This window comes from Streptomyces sp. NPDC003691, assembly GCF_053981115.1.
On the sequence record NZ_JBSFNQ010000001.1, the window covers coordinates 82,497 to 96,601 of the forward strand.

Genomic DNA, 14,105 nt, shown 5'->3' on the forward strand with positions numbered 1-14,105 from the left:
CAGCCCCGACGACCACCGAGTTGGTGGGACCATCCCCGCGCGTGCGGGGAGCACACTCCACGTCCTGCGCCTTTATCCGCCGTCAGCCCGCTCCCGCAGCAACTTCACCGACTCCGGCAATCAGCACATCGGCCACAATCCACCCGCCCCTCAGGTCACCACTCGGGCGCTCCGATCATACAAAGGCCCGTCCCTCACCCTCCAGCCCCGGCGTTCCCCAAACAGGAAACCAGCGGCCCAACTCCCCCTCAATACAGCCTCCCACCCTTCACGCACCGAGGATCGACTGTGACCGCCCGCATGCCCGAACAGGCCCCTACAGGAAGATCATCCACCGCTGGGGCTCGGCCGCCATTCCGATTCGAGGATGCTGAACATCTCGGAGTCCCGCCAGCCGTCCCGGATGAACGCGGTGTGCCGATGCCGCCCCTCGTACGTCATACCGAGATTACCGAGCACCCGATACGACGCGAGATTGCGGGGATCACAGGTCGCGTAGATCCGGTGGAGTCCCAATTCCCCAAACCCACGAGACAGAAGCTCTTGTCCGATCGCCGTGCCCACGCCACGCCCCCAGGCCCTCGGGTGCACGATGTAGGAGATTTCGCCCTGTCGATGGCGACGGCTACGAATGTTCAGCTCACCCATGCCGACGAGTTCGTTCTCGAAGCGAGCAATGTAGGCGAATCTCTGCTGACGGGTATGCGACCAGGCTTCGACGGCGGTTTGCACGAACGCGCGCGTCTGGTCCTCGGTGTTCGGCCCCCAAGGCTGGTAGCGACAAGCCTCTTCAAGGCTGGCCCAAGAGTGCACTGCTTTCCAGTCATTGAGCACGAGCTTGCGCAAAGTCACCACGGGTTGGTTCACAAGCGGATCCTGCCAGATCTCGTGTGGGGACGATCCGGACTTCGACAGCCCGCCACCGCCGACCGGACCGAGCCCTATAGACCTGCTTCACCCGCCAAGTCGCAATCTGGGCTGAAGCATTAGGGGCATCCCCGCTCGCGGGGAGCGCCCTCCACGACCCGCACCTTGTTACGTGAGTCGGGTTGCCCCACAGCGGCAATCAGCGCGGCGGGAAAGAAGCCAGAGAGCGCTCCCACTGGTCGGCCGCGTAGAGCAGCGCAGCGGCGTCCGTCCCGACCTCCACGACGTACTGGTAGATGTCAGCCCCGTCGCCACCTTGTTGCCATGGGGGTGCCACCTCCAACGACAGATGAACGCGAATCACCACAGCCCCGCCCCTACTCCGATCGGCAAGGCTGAAAGCCACATTCGGCTCGATGAACCAGATGTCCGGCCACAGCCCACCTTCAACATCGGGTTTGGTCACGAACACCGTCCCCGCGGCCACCGCGCGCAGCCACGTGGCCACCTGAAGAGCCTCCTTGGTGAGCAAACACGGATCGGCGAAGGACCAGCTTCCCTCCGGAGTCATCACGGTGCCACCAATGACCAGCCAGTTGTCGTCGTACGGGTCGCCCCGGACCGTGGCGAACTGATAGCGGACCGGTCGGAGGTCGACACTGTTGGTGAGATCGCTCAGGAGCACTGGGCCAGGATGTCATCTGCTGCCGCGACGAATGGATACGTCTGGGTGCCCGGTCGGCCATCCGGCGTGATGGCCACCGTGGTCACGGCATCAGGGAACAGTAGTTCCCGGCCCACTTGCAGGCCGGTGGCCAGGCCCCACATCCGGCCGCAAGGGCGTCCAGTCCTGTCCGGGGGACCATCCCCGCGCCTGCGGGGAGCACGACGGGCGACCCGTCCGGAGTCCAGACGCTCGGGGACCATCCCCGCGCCTGCGGGGAACACCCGCCGTCCGTGTCCGCGCACTCCTGGAGCAGGGGACCATCCCCGCGCGTGCGGGGAGCACTCGCCCTCGGCCGGTGGCGTGACCACCCCAGCGGGACCATCCCCGCGCCTGCGGGGAGCACGGTCCTCGACCGGTTCGCCACCTGGGAGGACGTGGGACCATCCCCGCGCCTGCGGGGAGCACTCGTACGGGCGGGAAGCACGTACGACTGGCACGGGACCATCCCCGCGCCTGCGGGGAGCACCTGGAGGTGTCGATGGTGACCGCGGAGATGACGGGACCATCCCCGCGCCTGCGGGGAGCACCCGTGCACGTGCCCGTGGCCGAGCTGCCGAAGGGGACCATCCCCGCGCCTGCGGGGAGCACACGACTTCCTGGTACCAGGCTGCCTTGGTGATGGGACCATCCCCGCGCCTGCGGGGAGCACACTCCGCGACCTGCACCTTTACCCGCCGCCAGGCCGCCGCCACAGCAACTTCACCGACTCCGGCAAAAACCCCGTAATCGACAATCCGCTCCTCCCCCGCCCCTCCGGCTGAACGGGCCGATCATACAAACCCCCAACCCCTCATCCCTCCAGCCCCAGCGCTCACCGGGCCCGGCCGACGGGTGTCCGTAGCACCGGTTCGCCGGCCCCGGCGGGCCCTTGTGGGAGCGGCGGGCGACGGGCAGAGTGAGGGATACGCAGCCTGGTTGGAGGTGCCTTGTGACAGAGGACATCCCTGATCCCGTCCCGGTGGCGGACCTGATGGCGCAGCGAGGGGGGCACATCTACGCCCATGGCGAGTACCTCGAATACCACGAGGTCGAACGCGCCTGGCCGGTCATCCGGAACCCCCAAGCGGTCGCCAGCGCCAATGATGTCCGGACCATGACCCTGTACGGGACGGCCTACAGAACCACCTCCTATCTCTTTCACGGCGACGACGTAGAGCGGGTCGCGGACGCGATCGCCGACGGCACAGCCGTGCTCCAGCCCGATTGGCGCAAGGACACTGAGGAAGGCAGAGAAGCAACACGGCAGCTGAACGAGAGGATTAACCGCGAGAACCTGCTGGGGTGTTTGTTCTGGAGCACGATCCTGCTGCTTCTGGTCGGGGGCCTCGCCTGGCTGAGTCACATCGATTGAGGGCAGGCGCCGCGGTCACGAACGCCGTCCCCGGGGCCACCGCGCACCCGCCCCCTCACCCCTCCAGTCCCGGCGCCCCCCACACCGGAAACCACCGGTCCAACTCCCCCTCCATCCTCAGGTCTTCCGCCAGCACCCCCCTCACCTCCAGCTCCAGCGCATTGTCCCGGCGCTCCCCCGCGCCGGGCTCCGGGGCGAACGGGTAGAACGTGCCCCTCTTGTACAGGTACACCAACGCCAGCGCTTGGCGGGCCTCCGTACGGAACGTCATCAGCGAGCACAGCAGGTGCGGGCCGAAGCCCGCGTCCTCCAGCAGGGTGTTGACCGCGTGCAGGTCGTTCACCAGCGTCACCGTGTCCTCCGCCGGGCGACGCAGCAGCAGCCATGTGTAGCCGTAGGGGTCCTCGCTGTACTCGGCAGGATCAGGCTGCGGGTCCGGCCCGGCGGGCGACGACGCGTCCAGCAGGTCCCGGACCTCCTCCTTCACCCGGCGGAACGCGCCTCCCTCCACGCCTGCGAAGCACACCGACGCCGCTCCCGTCGGGACGAATCCCGTCGCGGCCTGGAGGGTGATCGCCGCCGCCGGGAGGGCGAACAGGCGGTCCAGGTCCGGGGGGACCGGCCGGCTGCGGCCCAGGAGCTTGTCCAGGAAACCCACCGCGTCACCTACGGCCGCGACAGCTGCGCGCCGATCGCGGCCAGCTGGTCCAGGCGCTGTTCCAGCGTCGGGTGCGAGCTGAGCAGGCGGCCCAGGCTCTCCCGGGACGAGAACGCGGGCGCGAACCAGAACGCGTTGTACGGCTCCGCCTTCCGCAGGTCCTTCGTCGGGATACGGGCCATCTCTCCGGTGACCTTCGTCAGAGCCGAGGCGAGCGCCGAGGGGCGGCCCGTCAGCAGTGCGGCCGCGCGGTCCGCGGAGAGTTCGCGGTAGCGGGAGAGCAGCCGGGTCAGCAGGAAGCTGATCGCATACACCGCCGCGCTGACCAGCGGGATCAGCACCATTGCCACCGCCGCATTGCTGTTGCTGCGCCCGGCCCGGCTCAGGCCGCCGTACAGGCCCACCCTGGTCATCACTCCGGCGAGCACCCCGAGGAACGACGCGATCGTCATCACCGCCACATCCCGGTGCGCCACATGCGACAGCTCATGGGCGAGGACGCCCTCCAGCTCCTCGGGCTCCAGCCGGCGCAGCAGGCCGGTGGTGGCGCAGACCAGGGCCGTCTTCTCGTTGCGGCCGGTCGCGAACGCGTTCGGTACGTCGCTCTCCGCGATCGCCACCCTCGGTTTCGGCATATCCGCGAGCGCGCACACCCGGTCGACGGCGCCGTGCAGCGCCGGGGCCTCCTCCGGAGTGACCTCGCGGGCGCCCATGCTGTGTGCGGCGATCTTGTCGCTGAACCAGAACTGGGCGATGAACAGGCCGCCCGCGACGATCAGGATCAGCGGCCACGCGCCTCGCAGCAGGGCCAGCAGTACGCCCACGAAGACGACGTACAGCAGCCCGATGAAGAACATCGTGGTCACCATGCGGGTGGTGAGTCCGTGGTCCGGTACGTAACGGGACCGGCGCCTTCCGGCCATGCGGTCACCTCCGGGGGAGCTGTCGCTCTTCCTCCCTCGATTGTGCTCCTTTCGCGGGCCGGACGGGTTTCACGGGCCGCACGGGCGGAGCAGCAGGAGTGCGGTGTCGTCGCCGCGTGCTTCCGCGCCCACCATGCCGACCAGTGCGTCCGCGATCTCCTCCAGGGGTGCGTCCCCGGCCCGGGCCAGCCGTCGCGCCAGCTCGGCGAGGCCGACGTCGAGGTCGACACCGGGCCGTTCGATCAGCCCGTCCGTATAGAGGGCGAGTACGGCGCCGGGGACGAGCGGCACCTCCGTGACCGGGTACGCGGCCTTGGAGTCGACCCCGAGAAGGGGGCCGCCCGGGAGTTCCAGGGCCCGGACCCGGCCGTCGGGCTCCCGCAGCAGCGGCAGCGGGTGGCCCGCCCTGGCCAGCAGGGCGCGGCGCCCCGCGAAATCGAGGTGGAGGTAGGCGCAGCTTGCGAGGAGTTCCGCGTCCAGGTCGATGAGCAGCCGGTTCGTGCTCTCGATGACCCGGCCCGGCCCCTGCCCCACCGCCGTATAGGCGCGTACGGCGGTCCTGACCTGCCCCATCAGCCCGGCCGCCGTCGCGTTGTGGCCCTGGACATCGCCGATGACGGCCGCCGCGCCCCGTACCGCCGCCGCCCGGCCGTCGTCCCCGGGGGTGCAGAACGGGATCAGGTCGTAGAAGTCGCCGCCGATGTCCATTCCGTGGGTGCCGGGGAGATAGCGGGCCGCCGCCTCCAGGCCGGGGAGGGCGGGCAGGGAGTGGGGCAGCAGGGAGGACTGGAGCCCCTGGGCGAGGCGGTGCTTTGCGTCGTACAGCCTGGCCCGTTCCAGGGCCTGGGCGACGAGGCCGCCGAGGCTGGTGAGGACGGCCCGTTCGTCGGTGGAGAAGCGGTGCTCGCGGGCGTATCCGAGGACACAGGCGCCGATCGGCCGTCCGGAGGCGATCAGCGGCAGATACGCCCAGGCCGCCATGCCGTCGGGGGTCGCGAACCGGGCCGGGTAGACCCGTTCCAGTTGCTCCCGCGTCTCGAAGAAGGACGGCACCCCGGTGGCGAGGATCTGCGCACTGGGGATCTGCGCGGTCAGCGGGGTCCCGTCCCAGCGGTCGATGACGGCCGGGTCCGGGTAGCCGCGCTGGCCCAGGACCAGGAGCCGGTCGTTCTCGGCGGCCAGCATCACCAGGGCGTCGCTGCCGAGCGTGGGCATGATCTCGTCCGCGACCGTCTCCACCACGTCGTCGACGCCGACGGCCTTGGTGAGGGCCCCGGCGAGGCTCAGGATGTGGGAGATGGAGACCAGGCTGCCGCCGCCGGGGCGGGCGACTGCCGTCCCCGGCGCGGGTTCGGCTCCCGGGGCCTGACCGATGGTGCTGATGTGGACGCTGATGCCGGTGCGGCCCGGGTGGAGGCGGAACAGCAGCCACTGCTTCGGCGGCCGGAGCGCGGTGAACGACACGGTCTGCTGGCTGAGCATGGCCGCGCGGTAGCGGTCCTCGTACACCGGATCGTCCAGCCAGGGCAGCGCGCTCCACAGGCGCTGCCCGAGGAGCCGGGCGGCCGGGACGCCCAGCAGCCGCCCGGTGCCCGGATTGGCGTACACCACCCGCCCGTCGACATCGAGGGAGCAGAGGCCCTCCGGCATCCGGGCCACCATCCGCAGCGCCCGGGCCGCGGCGTCGGGGTCGGCCGTGCCCGTCGGCTCGGCCTGGACGGGCTCCTCGTCGGCCGCCAGGACGACCCCGGTCGCCGCCGCCCTGCGCAGCAGCCTCGCCATCTCGTCACCGGCCGTCACCAGGGCGGTGCGCTCGCGGGTGGAGAGGGTGGGCGGGTGGGAGCCGGGCCAGGTCAGATAGACGGCTCCGTAGGTCGTCTCGCCGTCGGCGACGGGGAAGGCGGTGAGGGCGTACGGGTACGGGAGGACCACGGCGATCCTGGGGTAGCGGCGCGACATCTCTTCCTCCCCCGACACCCAGACCAGCGTCCCCTCCCGTACGGCGTCGGCGAGCGGCATCTGCGCGGTCAGCGGGACGCGCTCCCAGGGCGCGGAGAAGGAGCGGGGCAGTCCGGCCTTGACGGCCATCTCCAGGACCAGGCGGTCGGCGGAGAGGAGGTAGGCGGCGCCGGAGTGGGCGTGGACGGTCTCCATGAGGTCGGCCAGGACGCGGGAGAGCAGGGCGGAGGGGCCCGCTCCGTCCTCGTCCCCGCCGCCGCCCGCCGTGACGGTACCCGGTGCGCGCGGACCGCCCACGCGCACCACCTCCTCCTCCGTGCTGTGACGCTCCCGGCCCGCCGGGCGGCGGCACCGGTGCGCGGCGCTGCCGCCCGAGCACTCGCCCGAGCACTCAGGACCACCCTGCCCGCGATCGGCGCGCCCCGCATGGCGAGGGGGCAGGGCGGAAGCAGTGGGGCGGGGGCGGTGGGGCGGGAGCGGTGGGGCGGGCCTGCGGAGGCGTACGGGGTGGGCGGCGGGACCTGCGGGGTGGTGCCGGGGGCGTACGGTGCCGGGCCCGGGCGCCCGGGGGCGTACGGAGCCGGGTGCCGGGGGCGTACGCCGGGGGCCGCCGTCACCCCCGCCCGGTCACCCCGCGCGCGGGGTGACTGTGATCGTCGCGCGCCGGGTCTCGCCCGAGACCGTCACCGCCAGGGTCACCGTCCCGGGGCGGAGAGCCGTCAGCCGGCCGGTCGACGGCGTGAACACCGCCACCACCGGCTCCCCTGTGCCGTCCCGCCCCGCCGTCCTGGCGCCGGTGATGCGGACGTTCCGGGACGCCGTCCAGTCCGCGCTCACCGGGTGCGCTGCGGGAACCGCCCGTACACCTTGGAGGACCGTCGCGCGGACGACGGTGTCCGTGCCCGCCGGGAGGGTGTCCGGCGCGGTGAGTACGAGGTCGTCCGTATGGGCTCTGGTCTGCACGGTCAGCCAGTCCGGGCCGGGCCGCCAGGGGCGTTCGCGGGCCGCGAGCCGGTCGGCGGCCGGGATCCGGTCGACCCCGACCAGCGACCAGCCGGTGAAGCCGCCCTCCCCGGCCGGGCCCGCGGGCGCCTTCCCCGAGTTGCCGTTGACCAGATACGGGACTCCGTCGACCCGGTCCGCGTGGAAGACGCCCACATGGGCGCCGATGAACGCGGCGCCCTTTCCCGTCGTCCGGCGGAAGTCGGCGAGCCAGCTCTCCAGCAGCGCCGCCTCCTTGCGGTCCCCGAGCCTGCTGCCCTGCTGCGGCGTCGGATCGCGCGGCGGTACGTGCTGGGCGAACAGCACCGAGTCGACGCCCGGGTCCCGGGCCGCGCCGTCCAGGGCCGCGCGGGCCGCGGTGAGCTGGGCGAGGCCCCCGCCGCGCAGGGAGAGGCTGGAGGTGTCCAGGGTGACGATGCGGGTGCCGCGGTGGTCGAAGACCCGGCTCGCCGGGCCGAACTCGGCGGTGAAGTGGTCGATCCGGCCGCCCATCACCTCGTGGTTCCCGGGGACGTAGTACCAGGGGACGGCCGTCCCCAGCTCCTCCGTCAGCACCTGCCGCGCGAACGCCAGGTCCCGCGGTGATCCTTCGTCCACCAGGTCCCCGTTGACGAGCAGGAAGTCCGGCCGGGCGGCCCGGATCTCCCGCAGGGTGCGCCGGGCCTGCCGCACGATCGCGCTGCCCGGGTCGCGGGCCACGAACTGTGCGTCGGACATCACCGCGAACCGCCAGTCCCGGGCCCCGGCCCGGGCCGCGGTCCCGATCAGCGGATCCGCGGTGCGCGGCGGCGCGGGCAGGTCCACCGCGGGCGGTACCCGGGCGGTCAGCGTGTCGATGGTGATCCGCCCGGTGTACTGCCGGTCCGCCGCGGTCTCCGCGAGGTAGAAGCGGTGGACGGAGAGCGGGGTCGCCGCGCCGGGCGGCACGGTGAAGGTGATGTGCCGCCAGCCCGTCCAGGTGATGTACGGGCCGCGCAGGAGGTGGTCCGAACCTGCCGCGTCCTTCAGGTGGAGGGTGGGCCAGGCGCCGCGCCCGTCGCCGTCGATCCACAGGCCGAACGACTGCGGCTGCCCGGGGACCGGCAGGGGGTGCGGCGGGTTGGCGTAGGCGGCGCGGGTCGCGGTCGAGCGGGTGAAGTCGTAGCTCAGCGCGAGCGCGGTACCGGGGTTCCCGGTGGGTACGGGGGCGACGGACCCGGCGGCGCGGGCCTGGCTGAAGGTCCAGGTTCCGGCGTCGTCGAACCCGGCCGTCTCCTCTTCCGTCAGCCCCACGCCGACGGCGAGGGCGGTCGTGACGCCGCGGACGGTGGCCGTGATCCGCCCGGCCGCGCCGGGGGCCGTGTTGGGGCGGGCGGTGACGGTGAAGGAGCCGGTGCCGTCGTCCCGTACGGCGAACCGCTCCCGGTCGTAGTCGAGGGTCACGTCGGCGGGTTCGACGGGCGCGCTGTGCCCTTGGGCGTCGCGGCCCAGCAGTCCGAAGGCGCCGCGGGCGGCGGGGTCCGCGAGGGAGATGCGGCGGGTCGTCGGTTCCAGGGCGGCGAGCGGGCCGAGGACGGTGAGCCGGATCGCGCCGTGGACGGTGTTGTGGGCGGTGTTGTGGGCGGTGCCGTGTTCGGCGCGTACGGAGGCGGTGCCGCCGCGCAGGGCCCGGAACACGCCCCGGGCATCGACCCGGCCGACGGCGGGCGCGGCGGAGCGCCAGCGGGGGGCTCCGGCCGCGGGGCCGTACGTCTCGTCGTATCCGGCGGCGGTCAGGGCCCGGGTCAGGCCCGGGAAGACCCGGTCGGGCCGGCCGCCGCGTACGGGTGACGCGGTGGGCGCGTCCGCGGGCGGAGTACGGGTCTCGACGCGGAAGCCGCGGAGCCGTCCGCTGCCGTCGGGCGCGGTGAACGCGAGCCCGTTGGGCACGGGCCGCTGGGCGCCGTCGGAGGGGCTGTTCTCGACCTGGAGCGTGTCGCTGCCGGGGGCGCGGGCGGCGAGGGTGGCCGAGCCGCCGCCGTCGAGGTTGAGGGCGTTGTACGCGCCCGCTTCGGCCATCATGCGGCCGAGTTCGGTGAGGGTGACCCCGCCGCTGTCGGCCTGGCGGCCGTCGACGGTGACGATCCGCATGGTGCGGCCGTCGCGCGAGAAGCCGACTGCGGTACGGGGCGCGGCGGTGTTGTTGGGCTGCCCTTCGTGGCTGCGGGCGACCCCGTCGACGACGAGGAGTTCGCGGCCGCCGACGGCCGTACGGGGCACCGGTCCGCCGCCGTCGGTGCGGGGGCGGAAGGAGACGGAGACGGGGTCGCCGGGCCGCAGGGCGAGCAGCCGGTCCGCCCCGGCGTCGCGGCCGACAAGGGCGGTGGTGCCGTCGGGGACGGGTCCGGTGCCGGTGCGGTCGGCGACGGAGAGGACCGTGCCGTCGCGGACGAGGGCTTCGGCGGTCCGCGGCGCGGTGCCGGTGGCGGTGGCGGTGGGGGTGGTGGCAGCGCTGGTGGCGCCGATGGTCAGGGCGCGGTCGGCGGTCCCCCAGGCGGGGGTGTAGGCGCCGATGCCGTCGGCGGGGACCCGGGCGGCGTTGTAGGCGGTCAGGGGGGCGGGGCCGGACGGGAGGGTGACGGTGCCGTCGAAGTAGAGCCGGAGGACGCGCCCGGCGCCGTCGGGGCCGATACCGACGGCCTGGTGGGAGCCGGGGGCGGGCGAGTGGACGGGCGCGCCGTCACGGATCCCGGGGCCGAGGGGCGCGCCGGTCCGGTTGTAGTCGAAGAAGTCCCCGTTCACGGCGGCGACGGTCCGGCGCCCCGGCCCGGGGTCGTGGGCAGCGGCGAGGGCGGTGACGGTGTCCCGGCCGGTGACCTTGCCGGAGGAGAGATGGTCGACACCGGGGGCCTGTCCGGCGGGTCCGCCGAGCCGGACGGAGAGGCTGTCGACCCGGAGCCATTTGCCGGCTTCCAGCCGGTCGTACGAGGTGAGCCCGATCCCGGGCGCGACGGGCCGGGAGACGCGGGCGGTCTCGATGCCGCGGGAGTCGGTGGGGTGGGCCCCTGCGTGGGCCCCCGCGGGATTCCGGGCGGGCGGCGGCGCGACGGGCCGGAGGCTTTCGGGGGTGGTGGGGGGCGGGCGACGGGGGTCGGCGACGGCCGGGGCGATGGTTCCGGCGGTGAGGGTGGTTAGGGCGGCGACGAGGGCGGTGAGGGTGGTGACCAGTAAGCGGGTACGCAGGGCAGTGGCGGTTGCGCCTGTCCCTGTGCCTGCTGTTCTGCGGTGGGGGGCTCTGTCTCGGTCCACTGGGGTCTCCTGCACGGGGGATCACGGCGGATGGAGCACGGGTGGGCGCGCGGGCGCGCGACGTCGCGGAGACGCTATCGCGGAAGGGGGTTCTGGGGGTGTGGGGCTCGGTGCGCGGCGGGGGTGGTGGGGGAAGCCCCGCGGCTACGGGGAGCACGCCCGGATCGTGGCCGCGTCGAAGCTACAGGCGGGACCATCCCCGCACCCGCGGGGAGCACACGAACTTCTCGTCGGATTCGGCGTGGTAGGGGGGACCATCCCCGCGCCCGCGGGGAGCACCACATCTCCCGGTCGAACGCGTCCGGAACGTAGGGACCATCCCCGCGCCCGCGGGGAGCACACCCAACTCCGCGCCGCTCTCCCCGTCCCCCGGGGACCATCCCCGCGCCCGCGGGGAGCACACTCCCTCACCTGGCCCTTTCTCAGCGCCCGTACCCCTCCCGCAGCAACTTCACCGACTCCGGCAAAACCACCCCTAGGCCCATCAACCTACCCACCCCCTCCCCCTCCGCCCCGGCCTCCGACGCGCCGATCATAGGGAACGCCCCGCGCCTCCGAGAGGTGAATCCCCCATCCGTCTCAGGGGTGAACTCCGGGAGGCTTCAGGGGTGTGACCGATCCGCCGGGGCACCCTCCGCGCGGACACTCGGAGAGAGGCGGATCGCGCCGCGGGCCCCGCGGGCGGCACCCGAGGAGACGAGGCGTCCGTATGAGTACCGTTCCGTCAGGTCCCGGCCGGCGGCTCATCGTTCAAGGGGCGCTCACGCTTGCCGCCGTGGTGGGTGCGGGCGGGCAGGCCCTCGCGCTGCCCGGGGCGGCGGCTCCGGCTTCCGGGGCGGCGAGAGTGCTCGGGGAGAGCTACTCGGGGCGGCGGATTCTCGATCTCCTGGTGGATTCGGCAGCCCTGGGGCGTCCCGGCCGGGTGCGGCTGCTCACGCCCGAGGGGTGGCACGCCCGGCGGCCCGTGCACCGGTGGCCCGTCCTGCTCCTGCTGCCCGGCGGGGACGGCGACCATCTGGCCTGGACCCGGGACTACGGCATCCAGCACCTGCCAGGACTGCGGCACACCCTCGTCGTGATGCCCGAGATGCCGCTGTTCGGGTTCTGCACCGACTGGTGGAACCACGGCGCGGGCGGCCCTCCGGCCGTGGAGGCCTTCCATCTGCGCGAGGTGCTGCCCCTGGTGGAAGCGGAGTACGGCGCGGGGACACGGCGCGTCGTCGCCGGGCAGTCCCAAGGCGGCTTCGGCGCCCTGGCCTACACCGCCCGGCACCGGGGCATGTTCCGCGCCGCCGCCAGCTACAGCGGCTTCGTACACCCGCTCCGGCATCCGCACGCGGTCGGCGCCGCGATGGACTACCTGGGGCTGGACCGGACCGCCCTATGGGGTGATCCGGTGGAACAGCGTGCCGTCTGGGAGGCGCACGATCCCGTATATCTCGCGGACCGGCTCGCGGGCGTCCCGGTGCGGCTCTCCTGCGGTGACGGGCGACTCGGGCCGCTGGACCCGCCGGACACTCTGCCCGACGAGCACATCCCCGGGCTGGAGGATCCGGACGACCCGTTCCCCGCCGATGTCCTGTCGCCGACCGAAGCGATCATGCGGGCCGAGAACGAGATCCTGGCCCCGGTGCTGCGGGCGGCCGGTGCCCGGGTGACCACGCGGTTCCATCCGGGCACCCACGACCCGGCGTACTGGTCCCGTGAGTTCCACTTCTCGCTGCGGATGCTGTTGCGGGCTCTGGAGAGCTGAGCGCTCCGGGGCGCGTTCAGTCGCGGTGGTCCCTTGCGCGTGCGCCCGCCCGGGTGCGGCCCGAGGCGACCGGGCGGTCCGGGTGGCGGCGGAGATACTCCTCCTCCAGCTCGGCCATCCGGGTGGTGTGCGCGGAGAGCGCGGCGGACGAGCCGTGGAGGAGGGTGTCGTGCCGGCTGCGGTGGATGTTCTCCAGCTCGCGGATCAGCTCGGCCTCCCCGAGGCGGTCGGCGGCGATGCCCCGGTGCTGCTCTTCGGCGTGAGTCATGGCGGCCGTGCTCCTTTCCGGGTACGCGGCCGGCCGTGCCGACCCGGTTCCCGAGCGCCGTCGGCCCGTACCGGCGTCCGAGGCTGTGCATCCGAGCGTACGCCCGTAACCCGGGCCCTTCCGGTCGGGCGACCCGAAGACATGGCGGCCGACCGCGCGACCGTCCGCACCCTCCGGCGCGCCGCCGCAACCCGGCCTGCGGCACCGGTTTCGTACCGCCGGGTGTGCGCCCGACCGCGCGCGGTGGCCGCGACTCGCGCCCCGGGCGGCGGGGGCGCAGGATGGAGTGGGGCCGGAACCCGGCCCCGAAGAGCTTCCCTGCCCGCGGTCCGGCGTCCGAACGCCGCCCTGCCACCACGGGAACACCGCGGGCGCACCGCAGAGACCCCGCGCGGTACGCCGGGGGAATCACTCGGTCACCACGGGGCAGGGGCAAGCCGTGTCAGAGCTGTCCAGGCGACGTCAGGGGCAAGAACCCATGAACGACCAGCAGCACGCCTCCACCGCGACTCCGAGCGCCCGGACGCCCGGCGCCCCGTGCTGGGTGAGCTTGATGGCCCGGGACCTCGGAGCGTCACAGGCGTTCTACGGGGCGGTGCTCGGCTGGGAGTTCCACCGAGGCCGGCTCGGCGAAGAATTCAGTGTGGCGGTGCGGGACGGCGCGCCGGTCGCCGGGATCGGGGCGCTGGCGCCGCGGCTCCGGGTGGCGGTGGCGTGGACGCCGTACTTCGCGACCCCCGACGCGGATGTCGCGGCCGCCAGGATCCGGGAGCGCAGCGGTACCGTCGCCGTCGGCCCGCTGGCGTTCTCGCTGGGGCGCGGCGCGCTCGCGGCCGACCGGGACGGGGCGGTGTTCGGGATCTGGGAGGGCGCGCTGATCCCGGACTGGCAGTCCGGTCACAAGGACGCGCCCGCCTGGCTGCATCTGCGGGCCCGGAACGCGTTCGACGCCGCGATCTTCTACGGCGAGGTGCTGGACTGGGCGTCGGAGCGGCCCGGCTGCTGCGAGGTCGGTTACGAGAACGACGAGGTGGTCCTGATCAGCCAGGGCCATGTGCTGGCCCGGCTCAGCTCGGGCGCGACGGGCACGGCCCCGGATCAGCTGCTGCGGCCGCGCTGGGACGTGCACTTCCCGGTGGACGACGCGGCGGCGACGGCGCGTGCGGTGGAGGAGTACGGCGGGACGGTGCTGGAGCGGCGTACGACGTTCGAGGGGGCGGAGGAGGCGACGCTGCGGGATCCGGACGGGGCGTTGTTCACGGTGACCGAGCGGATCTGACCGGACGCCGGGCCGGGCGGGTACGGATGGGACAAGTAAGGGCGCGGGCGG

The 14,105-nt window shown here is 73.3% G+C and carries 10 protein-coding genes and 2 CRISPR repeat arrays (1 of these 12 only partly in view); of the genes, 3 read left to right on the forward strand and 7 right to left on the reverse strand.

Features of this window, described 5'->3' with window-relative positions:
* Positions 1–54: a CRISPR direct-repeat array (repeat unit 28 nt; unit sequence GGACCATCCCCGCGCGTGCGGGGAGCAC); it begins 462 nt to the left of the window's first position.
* A gap of 273 nt (positions 55–327) precedes the next feature.
* Positions 328–867, reverse strand: coding sequence for a GNAT family N-acetyltransferase (locus ACWDR0_RS00320; protein ID WP_456349317.1), 540 nt, complete (start codon positions 865–867; stop codon positions 328–330).
* A 199-nt stretch (positions 868–1,066) separates the two neighbouring features.
* Positions 1,067–1,552: a WapI family immunity protein gene (locus ACWDR0_RS00325; RefSeq protein ID WP_456349318.1), complete on the reverse strand. Its 486-nt coding sequence runs from the start codon at positions 1,550–1,552 to the stop codon at positions 1,067–1,069.
* Positions 1,553–1,725: 173 nt separating this feature from the next.
* Positions 1,726–2,243: a CRISPR direct-repeat array (repeat unit 29 nt; unit sequence GGGACCATCCCCGCGCCTGCGGGGAGCAC).
* 279 nt (positions 2,244–2,522) lie between these two features.
* On the opposite strand from ACWDR0_RS00325, the gene ACWDR0_RS00330 reads away from it, so the two are divergent.
* Positions 2,523–2,945 (forward strand): hypothetical protein, encoded by a 423-nt coding sequence (locus tag ACWDR0_RS00330; RefSeq protein WP_456349319.1) that lies wholly within the window; start codon positions 2,523–2,525, stop codon positions 2,943–2,945.
* A 55-nt stretch (positions 2,946–3,000) separates the two neighbouring features.
* On the opposite strand, the gene pspAB is transcribed toward ACWDR0_RS00330, so the two are convergent.
* The 4 genes from pspAB to ACWDR0_RS00350 form a co-directional block, all read right to left on the reverse strand.
* Positions 3,001–3,603 (reverse strand): PspA-associated protein PspAB, encoded by a 603-nt coding sequence (gene pspAB / locus ACWDR0_RS00335; RefSeq protein WP_456349320.1) that lies wholly within the window; start codon positions 3,601–3,603, stop codon positions 3,001–3,003.
* An 8-nt stretch (positions 3,604–3,611) separates the two neighbouring features.
* On the reverse strand, positions 3,612–4,526 hold the full coding sequence (gene htpX / locus ACWDR0_RS00340; protein ID WP_456349321.1) for a zinc metalloprotease HtpX: 915 nt from the start codon (positions 4,524–4,526) through the stop codon (positions 3,612–3,614).
* A gap of 69 nt (positions 4,527–4,595) precedes the next feature.
* Positions 4,596–6,680: a SpoIIE family protein phosphatase gene (locus tag ACWDR0_RS00345; protein ID WP_456349475.1), complete on the reverse strand. Its 2,085-nt coding sequence runs from the start codon at positions 6,678–6,680 to the stop codon at positions 4,596–4,598.
* Positions 6,681–7,112: 432 nt separating this feature from the next.
* Positions 7,113–10,673 carry a phosphodiester glycosidase family protein gene (locus ACWDR0_RS00350; RefSeq protein ID WP_456349476.1) on the reverse strand — a complete coding sequence of 1,187 codons (3,561 nt, stop codon included), beginning with the start codon at positions 10,671–10,673 and terminating at the stop codon, positions 7,113–7,115.
* 790 nt (positions 10,674–11,463) lie between these two features.
* On the opposite strand from ACWDR0_RS00350, the gene ACWDR0_RS00355 reads away from it, so the two are divergent.
* Positions 11,464–12,507, forward strand: coding sequence for an alpha/beta hydrolase (locus ACWDR0_RS00355; RefSeq protein ID WP_456349322.1), 1,044 nt, complete (start codon positions 11,464–11,466; stop codon positions 12,505–12,507).
* Positions 12,508–12,523: 16 nt separating this feature from the next.
* Here the strand turns inward: ACWDR0_RS00355 and ACWDR0_RS00360 are convergent, their stop codons facing one another.
* On the reverse strand, positions 12,524–12,775 hold the full coding sequence (locus ACWDR0_RS00360; protein WP_456349323.1) for a DUF6158 family protein: 252 nt from the start codon (positions 12,773–12,775) through the stop codon (positions 12,524–12,526).
* 478 nt (positions 12,776–13,253) lie between these two features.
* Between ACWDR0_RS00360 and ACWDR0_RS00365 the strand changes: the two genes are divergently transcribed.
* Positions 13,254–14,054, forward strand: coding sequence for a VOC family protein (locus ACWDR0_RS00365; protein ID WP_456349324.1), 801 nt, complete (start codon positions 13,254–13,256; stop codon positions 14,052–14,054).
* The last annotated feature ends 51 nt before the right edge of the window (positions 14,055–14,105 follow it).

Excerpts from the sequence above, each read along its gene's own strand:
- ACWDR0_RS00345 (WP_456349475.1), bottom strand. The coding sequence starts at position 6,680 with ATGGAGACCGTCCACGCCCACTCCGGCGCCGCCTACCTCCTCTCCGCC.
- ACWDR0_RS00355 (WP_456349322.1), top strand. The coding sequence starts at position 11,464 with ATGAGTACCGTTCCGTCAGGTCCCGGCCGGCGGCTCATCGTTCAAGGG.
- ACWDR0_RS00365 (WP_456349324.1), top strand. The coding sequence starts at position 13,254 with ATGAACGACCAGCAGCACGCCTCCACCGCGACTCCGAGCGCCCGGACG.
- ACWDR0_RS00360 (WP_456349323.1), bottom strand. The coding sequence starts at position 12,775 with ATGACTCACGCCGAAGAGCAGCACCGGGGCATCGCCGCCGACCGCCTC.
- htpX (WP_456349321.1), bottom strand. The coding sequence starts at position 4,526 with ATGGCCGGAAGGCGCCGGTCCCGTTACGTACCGGACCACGGACTCACC.